This is a genomic window from Massilia frigida (genome assembly GCF_011682175.1).
Classification (GTDB): Bacteria; Pseudomonadota; Gammaproteobacteria; order Burkholderiales; family Burkholderiaceae_D; genus Telluria_A; species Telluria_A frigida.
Map to the genome: position 1 here is coordinate 17,962 of NZ_WHJG01000058.1, position 18,278 is coordinate 36,239.

The 18,278-nt window shown below is 60.9% G+C and carries 15 protein-coding genes and 1 pseudogene; 8 read left to right on the forward strand and 8 right to left on the reverse strand.

The annotated features are described in order from the left end of the window. Positions 1-51: 51 nt before the first annotated feature. The 6 genes from F2P44_RS31485 to F2P44_RS31510 all read right to left on the reverse strand — a co-directional run bounded on the left by F2P44_RS31485 (position 52) and on the right by F2P44_RS31510 (position 5,987). On the reverse strand, positions 52-1,596 hold the full coding sequence (locus F2P44_RS31485) for a hypothetical protein (protein WP_167093551.1): 1,545 nt from the start codon (positions 1,594-1,596) through the stop codon (positions 52-54). Then, positions 1,596-2,333 (reverse strand): ABC transporter ATP-binding protein, encoded by a 738-nt coding sequence (locus F2P44_RS31490; RefSeq protein ID WP_167093553.1) that lies wholly within the window; start codon positions 2,331-2,333, stop codon positions 1,596-1,598. Before F2P44_RS31490 ends, F2P44_RS31485 begins: the two co-directional genes overlap by 1 nt. Beyond that, positions 2,330-3,577: an MFS transporter gene (locus tag F2P44_RS31495; RefSeq protein ID WP_167093556.1), complete on the reverse strand. Its 1,248-nt coding sequence runs from the start codon at positions 3,575-3,577 to the stop codon at positions 2,330-2,332. Before F2P44_RS31495 ends, F2P44_RS31490 begins: the two co-directional genes overlap by 4 nt. Positions 3,578-3,581: 4 nt before the next feature. Then, positions 3,582-4,127 (reverse strand): hypothetical protein, encoded by a 546-nt coding sequence (locus F2P44_RS31500; RefSeq protein WP_167093558.1) that lies wholly within the window; start codon positions 4,125-4,127, stop codon positions 3,582-3,584. A gap of 37 nt (positions 4,128-4,164) precedes the next feature. After that, the gene (locus F2P44_RS31505) at positions 4,165-5,028 is read right to left on the reverse strand and encodes a class I SAM-dependent methyltransferase (RefSeq protein ID WP_167093560.1); all 864 of its coding nucleotides are present in this window, start codon (positions 5,026-5,028) and stop codon (positions 4,165-4,167) included. 158 nt (positions 5,029-5,186) lie between these two features. Further along, complete coding sequence (locus F2P44_RS31510) at positions 5,187-5,987, reverse strand: metallophosphoesterase (protein WP_167093562.1); 801 nt, start codon at positions 5,985-5,987, stop codon at positions 5,187-5,189. A gap of 256 nt (positions 5,988-6,243) precedes the next feature. Here F2P44_RS31510 and F2P44_RS31515 point away from each other — a divergent pair, with 256 nt between their 5' ends. The 3 genes from F2P44_RS31515 (at position 6,244) to F2P44_RS31525 (ending at position 10,163) form a co-directional block, all read left to right on the forward strand. Next, positions 6,244-6,423: a hypothetical protein gene (locus F2P44_RS31515; protein WP_167093564.1), complete on the forward strand. Its 180-nt coding sequence runs from the start codon at positions 6,244-6,246 to the stop codon at positions 6,421-6,423. Positions 6,424-6,742: 319 nt separating this feature from the next. Next, the gene (locus F2P44_RS31520; RefSeq protein WP_229423869.1) at positions 6,743-9,493 is read left to right on the forward strand and encodes a TonB-dependent receptor; all 2,751 of its coding nucleotides are present in this window, start codon (positions 6,743-6,745) and stop codon (positions 9,491-9,493) included. Positions 9,494-9,647: 154 nt separating this feature from the next. Beyond that, on the forward strand, positions 9,648-10,163 hold the full coding sequence (locus F2P44_RS31525; protein ID WP_167093566.1) for an SRPBCC family protein: 516 nt from the start codon (positions 9,648-9,650) through the stop codon (positions 10,161-10,163). Between the two features lie 49 nt (positions 10,164-10,212). On the opposite strand, the pseudogene F2P44_RS31530 reads toward F2P44_RS31525, so the two are convergent. Further along, positions 10,213-10,878: pseudogene (locus F2P44_RS31530) on the reverse strand (ATP-binding protein); the annotation flags it as partial. Between the two features lie 101 nt (positions 10,879-10,979). On the opposite strand from F2P44_RS31530, the gene F2P44_RS31535 reads away from it, so the two are divergent. The 5 genes from F2P44_RS31535 (at position 10,980) to F2P44_RS31555 (ending at position 16,988) form a co-directional block, all read left to right on the forward strand. Next, positions 10,980-11,666: a TnsA endonuclease N-terminal domain-containing protein gene (locus F2P44_RS31535; protein ID WP_223165138.1), complete on the forward strand. Its 687-nt coding sequence runs from the start codon at positions 10,980-10,982 to the stop codon at positions 11,664-11,666. After that, positions 11,657-13,564: a TnsB C-terminal domain-containing protein gene (locus F2P44_RS31540; RefSeq protein WP_187363495.1), complete on the forward strand. Its 1,908-nt coding sequence runs from the start codon at positions 11,657-11,659 to the stop codon at positions 13,562-13,564. The genes F2P44_RS31535 and F2P44_RS31540 overlap by 10 nt, the downstream gene beginning before the upstream one ends. Further along, on the forward strand, positions 13,561-14,448 hold the full coding sequence (locus F2P44_RS31545; RefSeq protein WP_167093568.1) for a TniB family NTP-binding protein: 888 nt from the start codon (positions 13,561-13,563) through the stop codon (positions 14,446-14,448). Before F2P44_RS31540 ends, F2P44_RS31545 begins: the two co-directional genes overlap by 4 nt. A 7-nt stretch (positions 14,449-14,455) precedes the next feature. Next, entirely contained in the window at positions 14,456-15,523 is a 1,068-nt protein-coding gene (locus F2P44_RS36710) for a TniQ family protein (RefSeq protein ID WP_167093570.1), read from the forward strand. A 526-nt stretch (positions 15,524-16,049) separates the two neighbouring features. Continuing rightward, complete coding sequence (locus tag F2P44_RS31555) at positions 16,050-16,988, forward strand: hypothetical protein (protein WP_167093572.1); 939 nt, start codon at positions 16,050-16,052, stop codon at positions 16,986-16,988. A 79-nt stretch (positions 16,989-17,067) separates the two neighbouring features. On the opposite strand, the gene F2P44_RS31560 is transcribed toward F2P44_RS31555, so the two are convergent. Beyond that, on the reverse strand, positions 17,068-18,102 hold the full coding sequence (locus F2P44_RS31560; protein WP_167093574.1) for a hypothetical protein: 1,035 nt from the start codon (positions 18,100-18,102) through the stop codon (positions 17,068-17,070). Positions 18,103-18,278: the final 176 nt, after the last annotated feature.

The following is an 18,278-nucleotide window of genomic DNA, read 5'->3' on the forward strand; positions in this document are numbered from 1 at the left end:
TAACACGAACCGGCGCTGTCGGTCGTGCCGCCTTGCGTCGCGTGCGCCAGATCAAGCGGGTTTCTGGCGCAAAAAACGTGCTGTTGCCGCAAACGCAATGAGCAGCAACAGGTTCAGGCCAGCTCCGATCACGACCGCCGCCGTCCAGCCGGACCGGGTCAGGCCGAGCAGCAAGGTAAAGCTCAAGCCGGCCCAGCCGACGCCGGTCAGGAGCTCGAACACGGTCGATGCCAGGTTGCCCTTGCCGCGCGCCTTGAAGTCGCCGCGCAGCCCCGGCCGGGCGCACCATGCCACCACCAGCGCACTGTTGAGCGCGCACAGGGTGCAGCTCAGCAGCATGGCGGCGGCCGCCGCCGGCTGGCGCATTGCCAGCCAGCACAGCGGCAGCGCGGCCACCGCGATCGGCGGGATCACCACCGCGGCCAGCTTGGCGCGCCGGATGGTGCCCTGGCTGCAAGGCGCGGCGCGCAGCAGGTCCGGTGCATCTTCCGCCGAGATCACGATCCAGCCCAGCGAGGCGCTGAGCGTGCCGCACAAAAACGTCAGCGCCGCGGCCAGTGCCGGCAGCGATACGGCGCGGCCGAGCAGCAACGGTGCCAGCAAGGGCAGCATGTACATCAGTTGCAGGCCGACTTGCGCGATCAGTTGCGGGTCGCGCCAGATCAGGCGCCACTCCTTGACCATGATGGTGCGCGCCAGGCCGCGCCCGAAGCGAAAGCGCAGAGCGCCCGGTGGTGCCTTGGCCACGCGTGCCGCGCCAGCCGCCTGCTGCACGCCATCGACGAAAAAGCCGTGCGTCAGGCGCGCCGTCAGCCAGAACACGGCGCCGCCCATGGCGAGCATCAGCAGCGCCGGCAGCGGCATGCCCAGCGCGGCCTTGGCCGGCAGCCACGCGATGCTGTCCGCGCCCAGGGCGAACAGCGGCAGCAGGCGCTTGACGAAGCGCTGCAAGGCCGGCCCGAGCGGGCTGTTGAATGCCTGCGCCAGCAAAAACATGGCGGCGCCCGAGAGGGCGCCGAGCAGCTGCGCCGTCACGCGCGTGCGGCGCACGCCCAGCCAGCGCACCAGGGCCAGCGTGAGCAGCATCGAGAGCGAGGACGACACCAGCGCCATGCCCGCGATGGCCGGATAAATGCCCAGCCAGCGCCACTGCCCCAGCACCATCCCGGCATGCGCGAACGGCGTCAGGAAAAACAGGTACAGCCCGGCGCTGGTGGCCGCGATCGCCGCCAGGCGCACGGTAAACACGCTGCGCGACGGGATTGGCGACGATAGCAGCAGGTCCAGGTCGCGCCGCTCGAACAGCGCCGTCACGCTGGTGTTCAAGCCGGTCGACATCATCATCGTGAACACCCCGGCCATCACCGCGCTGACCGTCATCAGCAGCGTGAGCGGGGGCGTGCCGCTGGACAGGCGGGCATCCGTGAGCGCCATGAACGCGAAGCCGTGGATCAGCAGCGCAAGGATCACCCACACCGCAAGCGCCTTCCGGTTCACGCCCGTGCGCTGCGAATCCCGGCGCGCGCCCAGGATCTCGAACATGAACAGGCGCAGCTCATGGCGCAGCAGCCACAGGGCGCTGCCGGCGCGCGCCATCAGCCTTTTCCCGTCAGGTGCAGGAACACGTCTTCCAGCGTGCCGCCCTGGGCCTGGCCGCGCAGCTGGTCGAGCGTGCCCTCGGCGATCAGGCGCCCGTGCTGGATGATGCCGATGCGCTGCGCCAGCCGTTCCGCCACTTCGAGGATGTGGGTGGTGAGGATCACCGTGCCGCCGCCGTCCACGTGCGCCAGCAGCAAGTCCTTGACCTGGCGCGCGGCGGCCGCATCGAGCCCGGTGAGCGGCTCGTCGAGAATGAGCAGGCGCGGTTCGTGAATCAGGGCCCCGGCCAGCGCCAGTTTTTGCTTCATCCCGCGCGAAAAGCCGTCGGTCAGTTCATGCGCGTGCGGGGTCAGCTCGAGCCAGTCGAGCAGGCGCCGCGCGCGCGGCTCGGCTTCATCGGCTTCGATGCCCCACAGGCCGGCCACGAATTCCAGGTACTCGGTCGGCTTCAGTTTGGCGTACAGCAGCGGGTCGTCCGGCAGGTAAGCCATGGCGCGCTTGGCGCCGGCCGGGTCGCGCGCCAGGTCGACCCCGAGCACCTCGATGCGGCCGGCGTCGGGCCCCAGCAGCCCGGCCACCATGCGCAAGGTGGTGGTCTTGCCGGCCCCATTCGGCCCGAGCAGGGCATACAGTTCGCCGCGCCGCACCGTCAGGTCCAGATGGTCGACCGCCGGGCGGCCGAAATGCTTGACCAGGCCAGTGAGCCGCAGTGCGTCGCCGTGTTCGGTGTTCATGGTCGTGGATTCCCGGCTTGTGCGCGGTTGAGGAGGAAGAACACCAGCGCGCCGGCCTGCAGCAGCACGGCGATGGCGAGCGTGGCGCGGAAAGCGTCGGCAGCGTGCGCGCCGTGCGCCTTGAACAGGTCGACCGCCACCCCGAAACCCCACTGGGTGGCAAAGGCGCCGATGAACAGTTGCAGGTTGTAGGCCGAGTTGGCGCGCCCGGCCAGCGCGGCCGGAAAGGCCAGGGCCACGTGCGACTGCACCAGGGTGGTGACCGGCACGCTGGCGGCCAGCACCAGCCAGAGCAGCCAGGCCATCGGCGCGCTGGTGGCCAGCATGGCCGCCTGCGCCAGCACCATGCCGCCGATCCCGATGCCGATGATGCGGTGCGTGTTCCAGCCGCGCGCCACCAGGCGCGGCGCGGCCCAGCCGAGCGCCAGGTAGGACAGCAGCAGCACGAAATTGAATGCGAACAGGATCTGGCCGGTCTGCTGCGCGCTTTTTCCCAGCACCGTCGTCATCCACGGTCCGGCCCACAGGGTTTGCAGGGCGAAGAAAATGCCGTGATTAAGGAGGCCCGGCACGCCCATGCGCCAGAAATAGGAGCTGCCGAAAATGCGCCGGTAGCCGCCATCGGCCGCCAGCGCGCCGCCGCCCTTGGCCGCGCCGCCGTCGAACTGGCGTTCGACCGCGCGCAGGAAGAAAAAGATCGCCCCGGCGACGACCAGCAGCAGCGCCGCCACCACCCAGAAGATGCCGCGCCAGCCCAGCGCCGGCAGCGCCAGCGTGACCGGCACGGTGGCGCTGAGCGCGCCCGAGGTGCCGGCCACCAGCATCCAGCTGGCCAGCTGGCTCTGGCGTTCGAGCGGGAACCACTGGCGGTACGCCTTGAAGGCCGCCATCAGGCAGGCCGATACGCCGATGCCGATCAGGGCGCGTCCGATCCACAGGCCGGCCAGCGAACCGCTCGACGCAAACACGGCCGCGCCCAGGGCGGCGCACAGCAGCAGGCCAGCCTCGGTGCGGCGCGCGCCGTATTTGTCGAGCCACACGCCGAGCGGCAGCTGCATGGCGCCGAAGCTGACGAAATAGGCCGACGACAGCAGCCCCAGGTCGGCGTTCGACAACTGCATTTCCGCCACCAGGGCCGGCGCGATGACGGCGTTGACCGCCCGCAGCGCGTACGACAGCAGGTAGCCGAAGGCAAAGCACAGGAACACGCGCGCCGCGCGCGCACCGCTCAGGGGGGCTGTCACGCGCTTACTGCAGCTTGAACGAGGACATGAACATGTCGACCTGTTCCTGCGACATCTCCTTCGCCTTGCCCATCACGATGACCTGGTAAAAGCGTTTGTTGCGCGATTCGAAATGGCCCACCAGGCGCATCGGCACGCCTTTCTGCACGCCGCTCGCGTCGATGTCGATGGCGCTGGCGCGCGCCGTGGCGCTGCCGGCGGCGGCCGAGGACTTGCCGCTCTTTTCGCTCTTGATGGTGGCGCCGATATTGCGCACCAGGGCCGTCTTCATGGCCGCTACCGCCGCCTCGGCCTTGTCGGGATCGGGCGCTTCGCCGCTGCCGACGGCGAACATGGTGCCGTCGACCTGGGCCGCGGTCATGGTCATCTTGACTTTCATGCCGTCGAGGTCGACCTCGCGCGCGTGGGTGGCCGGTTTATCGGGGAACATCACGCGGAAGGGCGCGTCCGGGCTGCTGTAGTCGCGCCAGTTGAATTGGGGGCTGCACGCGGCCAGGGACAGGCCCGCGAGCAGGGAGATCAGAAGGGGTTTGAGGTGGGAGGTTCGCATCCCTGAATGTTATCAGGGATATGCCTCGCCCTGATCGCTACGGCGCCGCTGGGCTGGTGCGCAGCAGCGCATACATATTGTCGCTGAAGGGCGTGGTGTCGAGCGCGCTCATGCGCACCACATCGAGCCCGGCGCGCGCGGCGATCGCGCGCAAGGTCTTGGGCGTGAAGTAGTTCACGTGGTCGGGCCAGCGAAAGCCGCTCCAGCGCGGCCCGCGGATCATCCGGTTGTAGCAGGCGAAATTGGGCACCTTGACGATGATGGTGCCGTTCGCCTTGAGCCGCTTGCGGCAGTTTTCCAGCACGTCGAGCGGACTGGCTTCGTGTTCGAGGTAGGACGCCATGACGATGACGTCGAAATAGTCCTGGTCGAAGCGCAGCACGCCATCGGTGGCCGAGGCGTGCACGCAGCGTCCGCCGAGGGGACGCAGCTTGTCGTCCGACAGGGCCGACAGCGCGCGCGAAATTTCCACCCCGTGCGGCGCGACCCGCTTGCGCAGGGCTGGCGGCAGCGAGGTCATCAGCGTTTGCAGCAGTTCGCCCCAGCCGCAGCCGACGTCGAGCACATTGATGCGCGCCGACGGCGAGGCGGCGATCAACTGGTTCAGGATGCCCAGCACCTTGTTGCGCTTCAATACCTTGGCGCGGAAGCGCTTGAGCATGGTGCTGAAGGCGTAGCGGATCGGTTCGGCCTGCTTGCGGGCGGCCGATTCCTTGCTGAAGGTCACTTCGTAGGCGTAGGTTTCGCTCAGTTCTTCGTAGGCGGGCGGATTGGCCAGGAAGATGATGTCGGTTTCAGCGCATTGCTTGAGCAGCCAGGGTGCCGGCGCATAGGCCAGGTCGTGTTCGCGGCCTTGCACGGCCAGTAAAGGAGAAATCCGCAACGGTGTGGCTTGAACCAAGGTAGGTCCCCCGACAGGGTTTGCTGGCCGCCATCGGATTGCAAGGCGGGCATGCGGGTGGCGCCGGGTCGGCACCGATGCCCGATATGCATACTACCATCAGGAAATCTTCCGCGCGTGCAATTTTGCAAACAGGTTTTACAGAATGCCTTGCGGCCCTATTGAGCGGGTGCCCGGTCTGCGATCTCGACGATGAAGTGCGGGTCGAAATCCACGTTTTCGGTGCCGCCGGCGCGGGTTTTGTAGCCGCAGGGATTCGATACCACCCGGCACTTGCCCACCATGTAGTCGACCGGCTCGTGCATGTGGCCATGCACCCAGAGATCGGCCTGGCTGACCAGCTGGTCGAGGCGCGAGGCGTACGCGGCCGAAAAGCGCGACGCTTGGTAAGCCTCGGAGACCGAGCGCATCGATGGCGCCATATGGGTGACGACCACGGTGGGGCCGGCGAACGACTCGGCCAGCCGGGCGCGCAGCCAGGAGGTCTGGACCGCATGGAACTGGGCCGTGTCGGCGGCGCGCAGCTTGCGGTAGTTTTTCTGGGCCAGGCGGATGCGCTTGTAGTCGTTCATTACCGCTTCGGCTTCGCGCATGGCCGCCTGGCGGTCGTCGTCGCCGAACAGGCGGAAATCGGTCCACAGGGTCGCACCCAGGAAGCGCACATTGCCGATAATTTTTTCGTCGCACGAGAGGAAATGCACATTGCCGGCCGCGGCGCTGGCCTCGCGCAGCTCGCCCTGGACGCTGTCGAGATTGTGGCCGTAGCCTTCGTGGTTGCCGTGCACATACAGCACCGGCAAGCCGGCGAAGGTGCGCGCGGCCCAGGCGACCGCTTTGGCGCCGGTGTCGATGTCGCCCGCCAGGATGACGGCATCGGGACGGCTCAGGGCCGGATCGATGCGCGGCGCCTCGTCGCGCCAGAGTTCGTGATGCAGGTCGGAAAGTATAAGCAGGCGCATGGTGCGGCATCATCAAGGAAGGGGGAGAGTCATAGTAGTCTATCGGGCTTCGCAGCGGAACCCAAGCGCCGCCCGGCAGCACCAAACGCGCTGCCGGGCGCACGGCAGCGCGCCGCCGGCCCGATACGCGCCGCCGCATTTTTTCGCGTATTGATCGCCGCGAGGGGGCGCGGAATGGGCTTTTCGGTGCGCGCACCGATGATTCCGAATATCCCTGGCCAGCGCGCGCCGCGGTAAACATGGGCGGCGCGGGGCAATGCCGAAAGTGCTGCCGATAATATGCGGGAAACAGCCGCATTTTCAGGCAATGGAGCACACCGTATTTACTTTTGGTCTAATCCCCCTGAATGAAGGCTTCCTTAAAATAGCACAGGCGACCACAGCGGAGCTGCCGGGCGGCCGCAACGGAACAGGCTGGGAAAGCCGTAAATCATGACAAAATCGATCAACATCTATCTACGCCGCCTATTCTTCTGCAACTAGCTTATTTTTTCAGCTCATGTCGGATGGAAAATATAACATGGTTGAAGCATCAATTGTTGTTTTCTAGATATATGTACAAGATCAATAATTGACAGGAAACAGTGCGTGATGGTTATATGTGTGATCGATGATTTGGGCACTGCAAATCACGCTAACGCGCCCGAGACACGGTTGCAAAATATAATTAATCCATGGCCGTTTTGCATCACGAGAGCAAAACGCGTTCATATACTTACAAAATGAGGAGCTTGGCAATGATGGTGGAGACAAGAATGTCGCGGTCGATTCGTCTGATGTTTATTGGCGGTATCGCGCTGGGTATGCAGATGGCCAATGCGCAGACCGCAGGCGACAGCATTCAGAAAGTGGAAATCACCGGTTCGAGCATCAAGCGCGCCGAAGCGGAAACGATTTCGGTAGTCCAGACGCTCAGCCGCAAGGATATCGAGCAAACCGGTAAGACCTCGATTGCCGAAGTCGTGCGCAGCATTTCCGCCGACAACAACGGCAGTATCAGCGGTTCCTTCACCACCGGCTTCGCCGGCAGCGCATCGGGCGTGTCCCTGCGCGGCCTGAGCGTGAGCTCGACCCTGGTGCTGATCAACGGCCGCCGCACCGCGCCGTACGGCTTTGGCGATGATGGCCAGCGCAGCTTCGTCGACTTGAATTCGATCCCGCTCGACGCGGTCGATCGCATCGACATCCTGAAAGACGGCGCCTCGGCCATTTACGGCTCGGACGCGATTGCCGGCGTGGTCAACGTGATCCTGCGCCAGAACTACGTGGGTAAAACCATTTCCGCCAGCGCCGGCACCTCCGGCGAGCGCGACGGCAACGTCACCAGCATGTCGGGCGCGATCGGCTTTGGCGACCTGGACAAGGACAAGTTCAACGTCTTCGCCACCCTCGACGCGAAACAACAGAAAAAGATCGATCAAAACAGCCGCAAGGACTGGATCGGCCAGGCTGACGCCCGTCCATGGGGCGGCCGCGACCAGCGCGCCGGCCACATCACCGCGGGCAATGCCGGCGGCAGCAATTTCCTCGGCACCCTGCGCCCATTGAAGGCGGACGGCTCCGTTGGCGGTAACGTCGCCAGCAGGCCAGGCAGCTGCGATGCGATCAACCTCGATCCAAAAGCCGGCACGGCGGGCGACAACAGCCGCGGCGGTTGCATGTGGGATCCGATCGATTACGCCACCATCCAGCCAGAAACCAAGAACCTGAACCTGTTCATGCGCGGTACCCTGGCGCTCGGCGAAACCACCCGCGCCTACACCGAAGTGGGCGTGTTCAAGTCGGAAGCGAGCACCTACACTACGCCGTCGGGCCTGACCGGCGCCGGCTTCGACCTGGTCCATTCACGCGTCAACAACACCAATAGCGGACCGGACCAGCTGGTGATGCCGGCCAACCATCCGGACAATTTCCTCGGCGTGGCAGCACGCCCGCGCTGGGTCGACGCATCGCGTCCGCGCGCCTCCGACATCGAAACCACGGTCACCCGCGTGCTGGCCGGCGTCAAGGGCAACATCGCCGACTGGGATTACGACACCGGCGTGTTGTACGCGGAAAGCAAGACCGACAAAACGCAGAATGGCTACTACCGCACCAGCGCGATGCGCACGGCGCTCAACAATGGCACCTTCCGTATGGGCCAGGGCGCCATCAACTCGCCGGAAGTGCTGGCGCTGATCTCGCCGACCTTGTACACCAGCGGCGTGACGAAAAGCACCTCGCTCGACTTCAAGGCATCGCGCGAGCTGTTCGAGCTGCCGGGTGGCAAGATGGGCATCGCGGTCGGTGCAGAGTACCGCAAGGAAAAGACCGACAGCCAGGCAACGCCGTACACCGACGTCAACGATATCGCCGGCCTCGGCTATTCGGCATCGAAGGGTTCGCGCAATGTCGCCGCGCTGTACACCGAGCTGGCCGTGCCGGTGCTCAAATCGGTGGAACTGCAGTTCGCGCTGCGTACCGATGATTACTCCGATTATGGCCGTTCGACGACGCCAAAAGTCGGCTTCAAGTTCACCCCGATCTCGACCCTGGCATTCCGCGGTACCTATGCGGAAGGTTTCCGTGCACCGAGCGCGGCGGAAAACGGCGACAGCGCGGTGGCGGCCTTCACGACCGTCGCCAACGATCCGATCCGTTGCCCGGTCACCAAGTTGACGGCCGATTGCTCGACCCAATCGGTAGGCGCCATCACTGTCGGCAACAAGAACATCAAGCCGGAAGAATCGAAGAGCTACAGCCTGGGCATGGTGCTCGAACCGATCAAGAACGTGAATCTGTCGCTGGATCTGTGGCAAATCGTGCGTAACGGCGAAATCAACGGTGCCGATCCTGGGGCTGTCGTCGAGAACCCGGCCGGCTACCCGACTGCGCAAATCGTGCGCGGCGAAGCGACCACCAACTTCCCGAACCTGCCAGGCCAGATCCTGATGGTCACGGCGCCGTACCTGAACGCCGGCAAGACCAAAACCAACGGTGTTGATGTCGACCTGCGCGCCCGTTACAACATGGGCACCAGCGGCAAGCTGAGCTCGGGCGTGACGCTGACCTACATGAAAGAGTTCACCCGTACCAACGCCGACGGCACGGTACTGGAATTCGCCGGCACCCACGGCGACACCAACCTGTCCGGTAACGGCGGCACGCCGAAGACCAAGGTCCGCTTCACCATGGGTTGGGAAAATGGCCCGTTCCAGCTGACCGGCAACGTCAACTACGTCAGCAGCATCAGCAACACTAACCAGGTTGGCGGCGAGTGCCTGGATGTGGATGAAAACGACGTTGCGCTGCTGAACTGCCGCATTGCCTCGTTCACCACCATGGACACCTTCGGCAAATGGGCTGTTTCGAAGAACTTTGAGCTGACCGCATCGATCAGCAACCTGTTCAACAAAAAAGCACCGCTGGATGTGCAGACCTACGGCCGCATCAACTACAATCCGTCGCTGCACCAGACGGGCGCGGTTGGCCGTTACTTCACGCTGGCAGGACGCTACACGTTCTAATAGTTAGTTAGTTAGTTAGTTAGTCAGTCAGTCGTAGCGCAGCCGGACCGGCTGCCGTCCACCCTGCCGGGTGAGACGGCGGTTGCTCCGGCTTTTTTTCATTTCGTCAAACAGATTTCTAGGAGCGCTCGCATGGCTGCATGGCAGTTTGATCATGGCGCATGAACGCATCGCGTTTCCCATGCCGGCCTCGTGCGAGGTGGTGTTCGACGTCTTTCACTACCATCGCTGGCGTGCGCGCTGGGACAGCCTGGTGTCGCACACCGAGGTCGATGGCGGCGCGCCTTGCCCCAGTGTCGGCGCGGTCAGTGAAAATGTCGGCGGCGGCTTGCTGCGCGCGCTGTCGATGCGCACCGAGTTCGTCAGTTACCAGCGCCCGCGCCTGGCGGCGGCGCGCATGCTTGGCACGTCCTTCCCATTTTCCAGGTGGGCGGCCTCGATGAAACATGAGCCCGCTGTCGGCGGTGGCTCGGTCCTGGTCTACACCTACAATATCGAAGCCGGTCCGCGCGTGCTGCGCTGGCTGATCGAGCCGGTGGTGCAGCATGTCTTCCGGCGCCAGACCATCAAGCGCTTCGAGCGCATGCGCGCTTTCCTGTCCACCAACGCCGCCGAGGTGGAAGCGTGGCAGCGCGGCTATCACAGCACTGGCTCGACCGATTCACAGTGAGGGTGGCGGGTACGCGCGCGGCATGCCAACGGCGCGCCACGGCGCCCGCTCAGGGTTCGCGCAAGCCGCGCCGCAGCTGGATCGCTTCTGAAATGTGATCGGCAAGAATGACCGGCGCGTCGGCCAGGTCGGCAATGGTGCGCGCCACTTTCAGCACCCGGTGATACACGCGCGCCGACCAGTTCAAGTGCAGCATGGCCTTGCGCAGCAACAGTTCGCCGGATTGGTCCAGGCGGCAATGGCGCTCCACCTCGCCCGTGATCAGCGCCTGGTTCGGCTTGCCCTGGCGTGCCAGCTGGCGCTGGTGGGCCAGCGCCACGCGCGCCGCGATCACGCTGCTCGCTTCGCCATCGGCATCGGCCAGCAGGGTATCTGGCTGCAGCGCCGCCACTTCGATCTGGATATCGATGCGGTCGAGCAATGGTCCGGAAATCCGGCCCTGGTAGCGCAGCACCGCGTCGCTGGTGCAATCGCACTTGCCCGAGGGATGGCCGAGAAAGCCGCAGGGGCAAGGGTTCATCGCCGCGATGAGCTGGAAGCGCGCCGGAAAATCGGACTGGCGCGCCGCGCGCGAAATCGTCACCCGGCCCGACTCCATCGGCTGGCGCAGCACTTCCAATACACGCCGGTCGAATTCCGGCAGCTCGTCCAGAAACAGCACGCCGCAATGGGCGAGCGAAATTTCGCCCGGGCGCGGCACCGCGCCGCTGTCAATTCCATCAAAATATGCGACTCAAAGTCCTTGACTTCATAGGCAAGTGTCGTCAATATTACATCAAATAACGCGACCAAAAATACCATTAAACACGACTGGATATGGAAAAACACGAGATTACGCGACTGGATGCGCTGAGCCCGGCACGCTTGCTATCGACGAGCCGTCGATCGTTGACTGGCCGTGTCCGTGTCGAGTCTGGAAACGCCGTGGGGTTCGAGTCTTCCTTGGAGCGGGACTGGCTGATCTGTCTGGATTTTGACCCTAACGTTCAGCTGATTCTCGAGCAGCCTTTTTCGTTGACGTATGCAGTTGATGGGGGCGAGCGTCGATACACGCCCGACGTCCTTGCGCAATTTCGAGAGCAAAACGGGGTCGTGCCTGTGGTCGTGTATGAAGTGAAGCCGGTTGAAGTGCTGCGTCTGGAGTGGCAGAAATTTCAACGGCGGTTTCGTGAGGCCGTGCGCTTCTGTCGGGAGCGGGACTGGCGCTTCAAGATCGTGACTGAAAAGCACATTCGAACGCCGTACCTGCAAAACGCCAAGTTTCTGCGGAAATATCGCGGCAATCCGGTTCAGCAGATGTACAAGGATCAGCTGTCGTACAGTTTGAAGGGATTGGGTTCCACTACGCCTCAAGCACTCTTGGCACTTTCCTACCTGGAAGATGAAAAGAAGATGGCCGCCCTGACTGAGCTGTGGCGGATGGTCGCGACAGGCGAGATTTCAACGAGCCTGGACAAGCCGCTAACGATGCATTCCCCTATCTGGAAAAGCTCATGGGCGTGAACATCGTGCATAAAGCCTTTTTTGCGGCAGAGCCGGGCCAGGTGGTGACGTCGAGCGGTCGCCAGTACCGTATTACCCATCTCGTTTCGATCGACAGTGTATTCGCCACGGATCTTCTCACTGGGGACAGCGCACGCTTGCGAGTTGATACGCTGCAGCCAGTTCATCCGGATGAAGAGGCACCAAGTACCATACCGTCCGCAAAAGATATTGCTCAGTATAGCGACAAGGAATGGGCAGAGGCGCAAAGACGGTTCCAGGCGATCAAACCGCTTCTAGATAACCCCGTACGGTCCAGGACCGATGCTGAGATGATCGCCGCCCAACATGGAGTACATGCTGCAACTCTTTACAAGTGGCTAAAGACGTATCAGGAAGCTGGTCACGTATCGGCTCTTGTGCCAACAAAACGTGGCCGGCGCGTCGGGGTTAAGCTGCTAACTTCCGAACAGGAAAAGCTGATCGAGACTGTGATCGAAGACGAGTTTCTTACCAAGCAACGAAACAAGCCGCAACATATAGTCGAGGAAGTCGAGCGACGTGCTCGGCTCGCGAAAATTGCGGCACCGCACCCGAACACAGTGCGCAATCGTATCAAGGCGCTGTGCATTCGTGACACGCTGCGTCGTCGTGGGCACCGCGAAACGGCGCGCAACATGTACGAGCCCATCCTCGGGGAGTTCCCGGGGGCAGATTTTCCCCTTTCGGTGGTGCAGATCGATCACACCCCAGCAGACATTATCCTGGTCGACGAAGCACACCGGCGCCCGATCGGCCGCCCATGGCTGACCCTTGCTATCGACACCTGGAGCCGGATGGTGGTGGGACTCTACATCACGTTCGAAAAGCCGAGCTCGACATCTGTTGGCATGTGCGTTTCGAATGCGATCTGTTCAAAGCGGGAATACCTTGCTGGACTTGGCGTCAGTGGCGAGTGGCCGGTATGGGGAGTCATGAATACGATCCATGTGGACAATGCGAAAGAATTCCGGGGCGCTGTTCTAGAACGAGGATGCGAGGAATACGGCATTGATCTGCAATGGCGGCCAGTGCTGCGCCCGCATTACGGTGGACACATTGAACGACTCATGGGAACGATGGCCAACCAAATCCGAAAATGGCCTGGCGCTACGTTCTCGAATACCGCAGAACGAAAAGGATACAACTCTGAAGCCGAAGCTGCATTGACCCTTTCCGAGTTCGAACACCTCGTCGTCGACTTCATTGTGAACGTCTACCATCAACGCAAGCACAGCGAATTGGGTATGCCCCCGCGGCGGAAGTGGGAGCTGGGAATTCTTGGCGACGCAACTACGCCTGGTGTTGGCATTCCCCCAGTACCCGAAAATCCTGCCAGACTACAGCTCGACTTTATGCCGTTCTTCGAGCGCTCAGTTCAGCAGTATGGTATCCAGATCGACCTTATAAATTATTACGACAAGGTTCTGAACCCTTACATCAACACTACCGACCCGGACAACGATAAAAAGCGCCGCCAATTTCTCATTCGTCGCGATCCGCGCGACATTAGCAAGATCTATTTCTTTGATCCTCTCAGCAATGCCTATGTTCCGATCGCGTATCGTGATATCGGCCACCCGGCCATGAGCGCATGGGAATTAAAGGAGGTGCAGCGTGTGTTACGCGAGCAAGGGCAAAAAGATGTTGATGAGAACAGGATATTCGAAGCACTCGGTCGGATGAGGACCATCGTCGAGAACGCTCTGCATAAGACCAAGGCAGCTCGACGCCAAGCGACGCGCAACCCGACAAAAGTCAGGACGGCGGACAAGCCGGCTATGCCGGCGCCTGTGGAGAATGTCGGGCAGCCATCAATTGAAGAGGATTTGTTCGCGCTACCTGTTGTTCCCTTTGAAGACTTGGCGGTGTCCCGATGAGCGGCCGCGCGCATCTGGCACCTGAAATCGTGCCTATTCTTGAGCTGACAACTGATGAACGTATCGAGGCGTGCAATCTGGACCGATGGATCGGCTATACCCGCGCACAGCAGATTATGCAGCAGCTCGATCAGCTCTTGCTGTACCCGAGGACGCTTCGCATGCCAAACGTACTCATTGTGGGCCAAAGCGGAAATGGGAAGAGCTCGATTCTTGAGCGATTTTGCCATCGTCATCCAGTACAGGTAACGTCGACAGGAACACCCATTGCGCCTGTGCTGCATATATCGATGCCTGAAACCCCGGACGAAACGGAACTGTGGTCGCTGATCCTTTGGTCGTTGGGCATAAGTCATGGTGAGCGCGCGCCGGCGTCCATCAAAAAGCGGGAAGCAAAATCCGCGATGACATATGCGGGCATCCGTGTTTTGGCGATCGATGAATTCAACAACCTGACCTATGCTGGACGTCGCGCCGCCGATTTGCTCGCGCTCATCAAGGGCCTAAGCAACGATCTGAAAATTTCGATCGTCGCCGCTGGTACGCAGGCAGCGATCAACGCATTGAATTCCGAGCCCCAGATGAAGTCGCGCTTCGAACCTGCTGCCCTCGACAGATGGCGTCTGGATACTGACTACCTGCGTTTCCTCGCAAGCTATGAACGGTTTTTACCGTTGGCACAACCATCCAACCTGGCTTCCAGGGAGCTCGCTCCGGTCATCTACGGTATGGCCGGCGAAACCATCGGTGGAACAGTCAAGCTGCTAAAAGCCGCCGCAGTAAAAGCAATCCAACTCGGCCGCGAGCACATCGATACCGGTGTGCTCAAGAGTACAGACTTCGTGCGCAAAGATGGATGGGATGACGTGATGAGACGGATATGACTCTCCCATGCGCCTGCTCCCCGGACTAGTCGAGAACGAGCTATTGAGCTCGTATTTGGGACGCTGTGCTGCCATGCGCGGAACGAGCCTTTATCGATTTTCAAAAGCATGCTCTCCGGATTGGCCCGCTTGGTCTCGTGACCTCGACCGCGCGTGCGGCGATGTCGTACTGAACCAGATTGCTATTTGTACTGGCGTGTCAGCTGGCCGGCTTAGGGAAGCGACGTTAGAGGCGGTCGCTCGACCGTTGCAGTCGCGCTGTCGGACAGGCACGGGGGTGACGCCCTTCATCAACGCGATCGGCCTGCGCAGCTGTACTGCCAGGCGCCTATACGGTTTGCAGTTCTGCCCCGCCTGTCTGTCCGAAAGTCCCGTGTTTCTGCGCGATTGGAGAATGTCATTTGTCACGGTGTGCGAAAAACATAAAACGTCATTGCTGGACCGTTGCCCGCATTGCAGCAGTCCAGCCATCCCTGGGTGGCGGTCGAGCATCCTGGTACGCTGTTGGGCATGTGGCGCGTGGCTCAAGAACGCTCGTCCGGGCGGGCAAGCTGACCATATGGAGTTCATGTTGAGGGCACAAGGTTTGCTCTTGAAGGCAGTCCACGCTAATCCGGTTGAGTTCAGCAATTTGCACGTCGCAGGTACCGAATTCATCGAAGGGGCCGTCATTTTGCTGCGGGTGTTGAAAGGGCACATTCGTGGACCTATACAAGTGGAAGGGTGGGACGGAGCGCCGGCTCTGGGTCAACGTATCGAGATGCTTGGAGTTCGGGAACGCTTCACGTGGTTTTCCTTTCTCGGCTGGCTATTGGCTGACTGGCCTGACAATTTCGCAAAGGTAGCAAAGGAGGTATCGCTGACGCAGGTTCCATTTGAGTCTGGCACTCCCCTACCTCGCTGGCTTGATGTCTGCGTCCAAGCCCTTCCACCGCGACGACGGGCTCGCAAGTGCCGATGGACTTCTGCACTGGTCAATGAGGTTCGGCGTGTTGAACGTCTTGGCCGCGCGACGTACCGGTCTGATCGAGCGGAGGTGCTATTGAGCGCAGCAAGGAGTCGACGTGGGTCTTGACCCCAAATTCGGGCGCTTCTGCGACGAGTGTGGCGATATGTTCGCAAAAGCGCACAAGGTCCATTGTGGACGGGAATACTGCTCAACGTGCTATGCGCGTGTATTTAAGCCAGCGATTTGCATTACGTGTGGCTCCGGCGTGCGAGCTCACCGAAATGCCCAAACCTCAACGCGCTGTCGTAAATGCGAAGCATCCTCTCGCACTTGTGTCCGGTGCGACAAGGCGGTGCCCAGGGCAAGTCTGATTCTACCGAACGGACCCGTGTGCCCTTCATGTGCACCGTACTTTCGGGATAAACATAACTGTGCCCACTGCGGCCGCGAAAGTGCGCGCTTGTCCGCCATGCCGTCGATGGGAATCGAGGAAAAGATATGTGACTCATGCCGTAACAAGCACACGCACCGCACGTGCTCCGTCTGCGCGAAGTACCGTAAGGTCGTTGCGAAAGTGGACGGCAACCCCTTGTGCGTGCGGTGTGCAAGCGAGCAAAACGCTGTTCACGCCTGTCCTGCATGCGGGAGCGACGTGCCAGGATTGGGGGCGAGCCGTTGTCGCGCGTGCACCAACGAGAACGCTGTAAGTCTTGAAGTTGATTTATCCCAGCATGTCTTCGAACAGGAATGGACTAAACAGGCCTGGGCAGAATTTGGGAAATGGTTACACCGCAGATCTCCCGATCGGCCACGGCTGCTGGCTGTGCTTCGCTCCCATCAGCCGTTCTTTGAAAGGTTGGATGCCGAGTTCCATTCAAGCAGCAAGCTGCGCGAAGACGAGATCTTGCGGATATTGGGCTCGAAGATGCTGCGCAAGCATTTGTTGGGAATGCGTTTTCTCGAAGAGCACTTCGGTATCGTCATAACCGGGCAGACGCGGACAATTTCGGCAGATGGAGACCGAATAGCGGCCGCGCTGGCTCAGGGCCGCCATGAGCCTTGGTATGAACAGCTACTTTCGTACCATAAACATCTTGAACGGGCCAACCTCATTGCGCGCACGCGCAGGATGTATGTTTCTACTGCAGCCAACTTCCTGCGCCGCTCAGCGAACGATGGCCAGCAATGGCGCCCTGAAGAGCTTGGTCGCTTTCTTCAGTCGCACCGTGGAGCGCGCAACAATCTAGGACGATTTGTTAGCTATTGTAGGGAGCAACTGGGCTGGAATGTAGCGATGCCGACGGATAATGCGATCGAGGTTCTTGCTAGCCCTACACAGTCAGCTGAGCGGCTGGCTACGCTGCTTGCGAAAGTCGACGATATTGGCTTGGAAACGGCCGATACGGGGTTACTTATCGAGATCCTTTCGACGGCGCTTGGCTACTCGGAGCGTCGTCTTCTTAGACTAACAGCCCAGGATTTTTCGGCGCCAAGCAAAGGTGCGATGGTGCTGTCTGTTGGGAAAGAACGTATAGTACTTCCAGCTGGACTCATGCCGGTCGCAGCACGCCTGCGCGCAGTCCTGAAGTGAATGCCCGTTTACGGCCCGCCATGAGGAAAATTTCAAATTGGCCGGTCGGGTAAAGCCATTTCAACGAGCCTGCCAGGCATCAAGTAAGCCGGTTTTCGAAAAACGCTATAATTGACGGCATCGATATCGCTGTACGCTCTTCATTGTAGTCATGCCGGTAGGCCGCTACATGTATCCCATAATGTTTGAGCCGAGATGATAAGGTGGCCTTTAAGTTTCGTCCTTTGCGGTCGACGATTATCTCCAGGGCGTATTCGAGAATGTCATGATAGTCAGGCCCGAGGTTATATAGAACAGGCGAAGTGTAGCCGTCTGCAGGGTTCTTTCGCTCAATTTGTAGCCAATAATACTGTTGGCCTCGAAACCTGATTGCAAGGATCAACACGGTTCTGTACACAACACCTCGAACTGCTTTCTTGCCGGGATCGAGAACTTGCCAGCTCCTTCGTGGTCGAGCAATATTTTGTCGTACCTCTTCGTCGATAAGTGCCCAGGCTGGCCATCCATTTCGGTCGGTCTGTTGACCCCGATGGCGCGCGCGAACGGCTTCAAAGCCTTCGAAAAAGCCGTCCCTGGTGAGTTCCTCAAAAATGCCGACAAGGTGAGCGAAGTACACGTTCGGCGGGCTGGTGATGGTTTTGATTTCTCCTTTCGGCCGTGAAGCTTCCTCGTGCGTAAGCTCGCCTGTTGAAACTACGTCGCTATCGCTTTCTTCTTGTACAGGCTGCCGATCTTGATATTTTTTGCTCAAGGCCTTTGGCATGGTGATGCGCGGTGGCCGGACGTCCCACTGCCAAGTTTCACCTTTTATAACCGTAGCCCCAGAATTGACTTGGGCATCGACTGCCGATGTGATGACAGTCTCGTCGCTCTCGATTTTTGCTGTAGGACGTTTTACGTATGGCGGCGGCAGATCCGTATATTCCTGCTCGAATCCTTCGCCGTTGCGATTCGTTCGCCCAACAGCTATCAACGGATAGTGACTTGGAAAGTTCGAGCCGACGATTTGCGTGACGAGGAATTTGCGTATCTCGCACCGCTCGCCATCTTCGTCTTTGTACCAAGACACGCGAAGCGGGATACACCGCAGAGCCATTTTGAGTGGCTCCTTCATCGGCTTGAACGGGATTTTCGCGCTCGCATACCACTTCGCATCCGGTCTGTTGAGCCTCTTGCAAAACTAGCGGAACGGATGAAAATTGCTTGGCAGCGCAAGCGAAAAGGTGGGGGTGGGCGCCCATTTCTGGCATGATTTAGTTTCTAACGCTTAATCAAAACGCCCACACCATG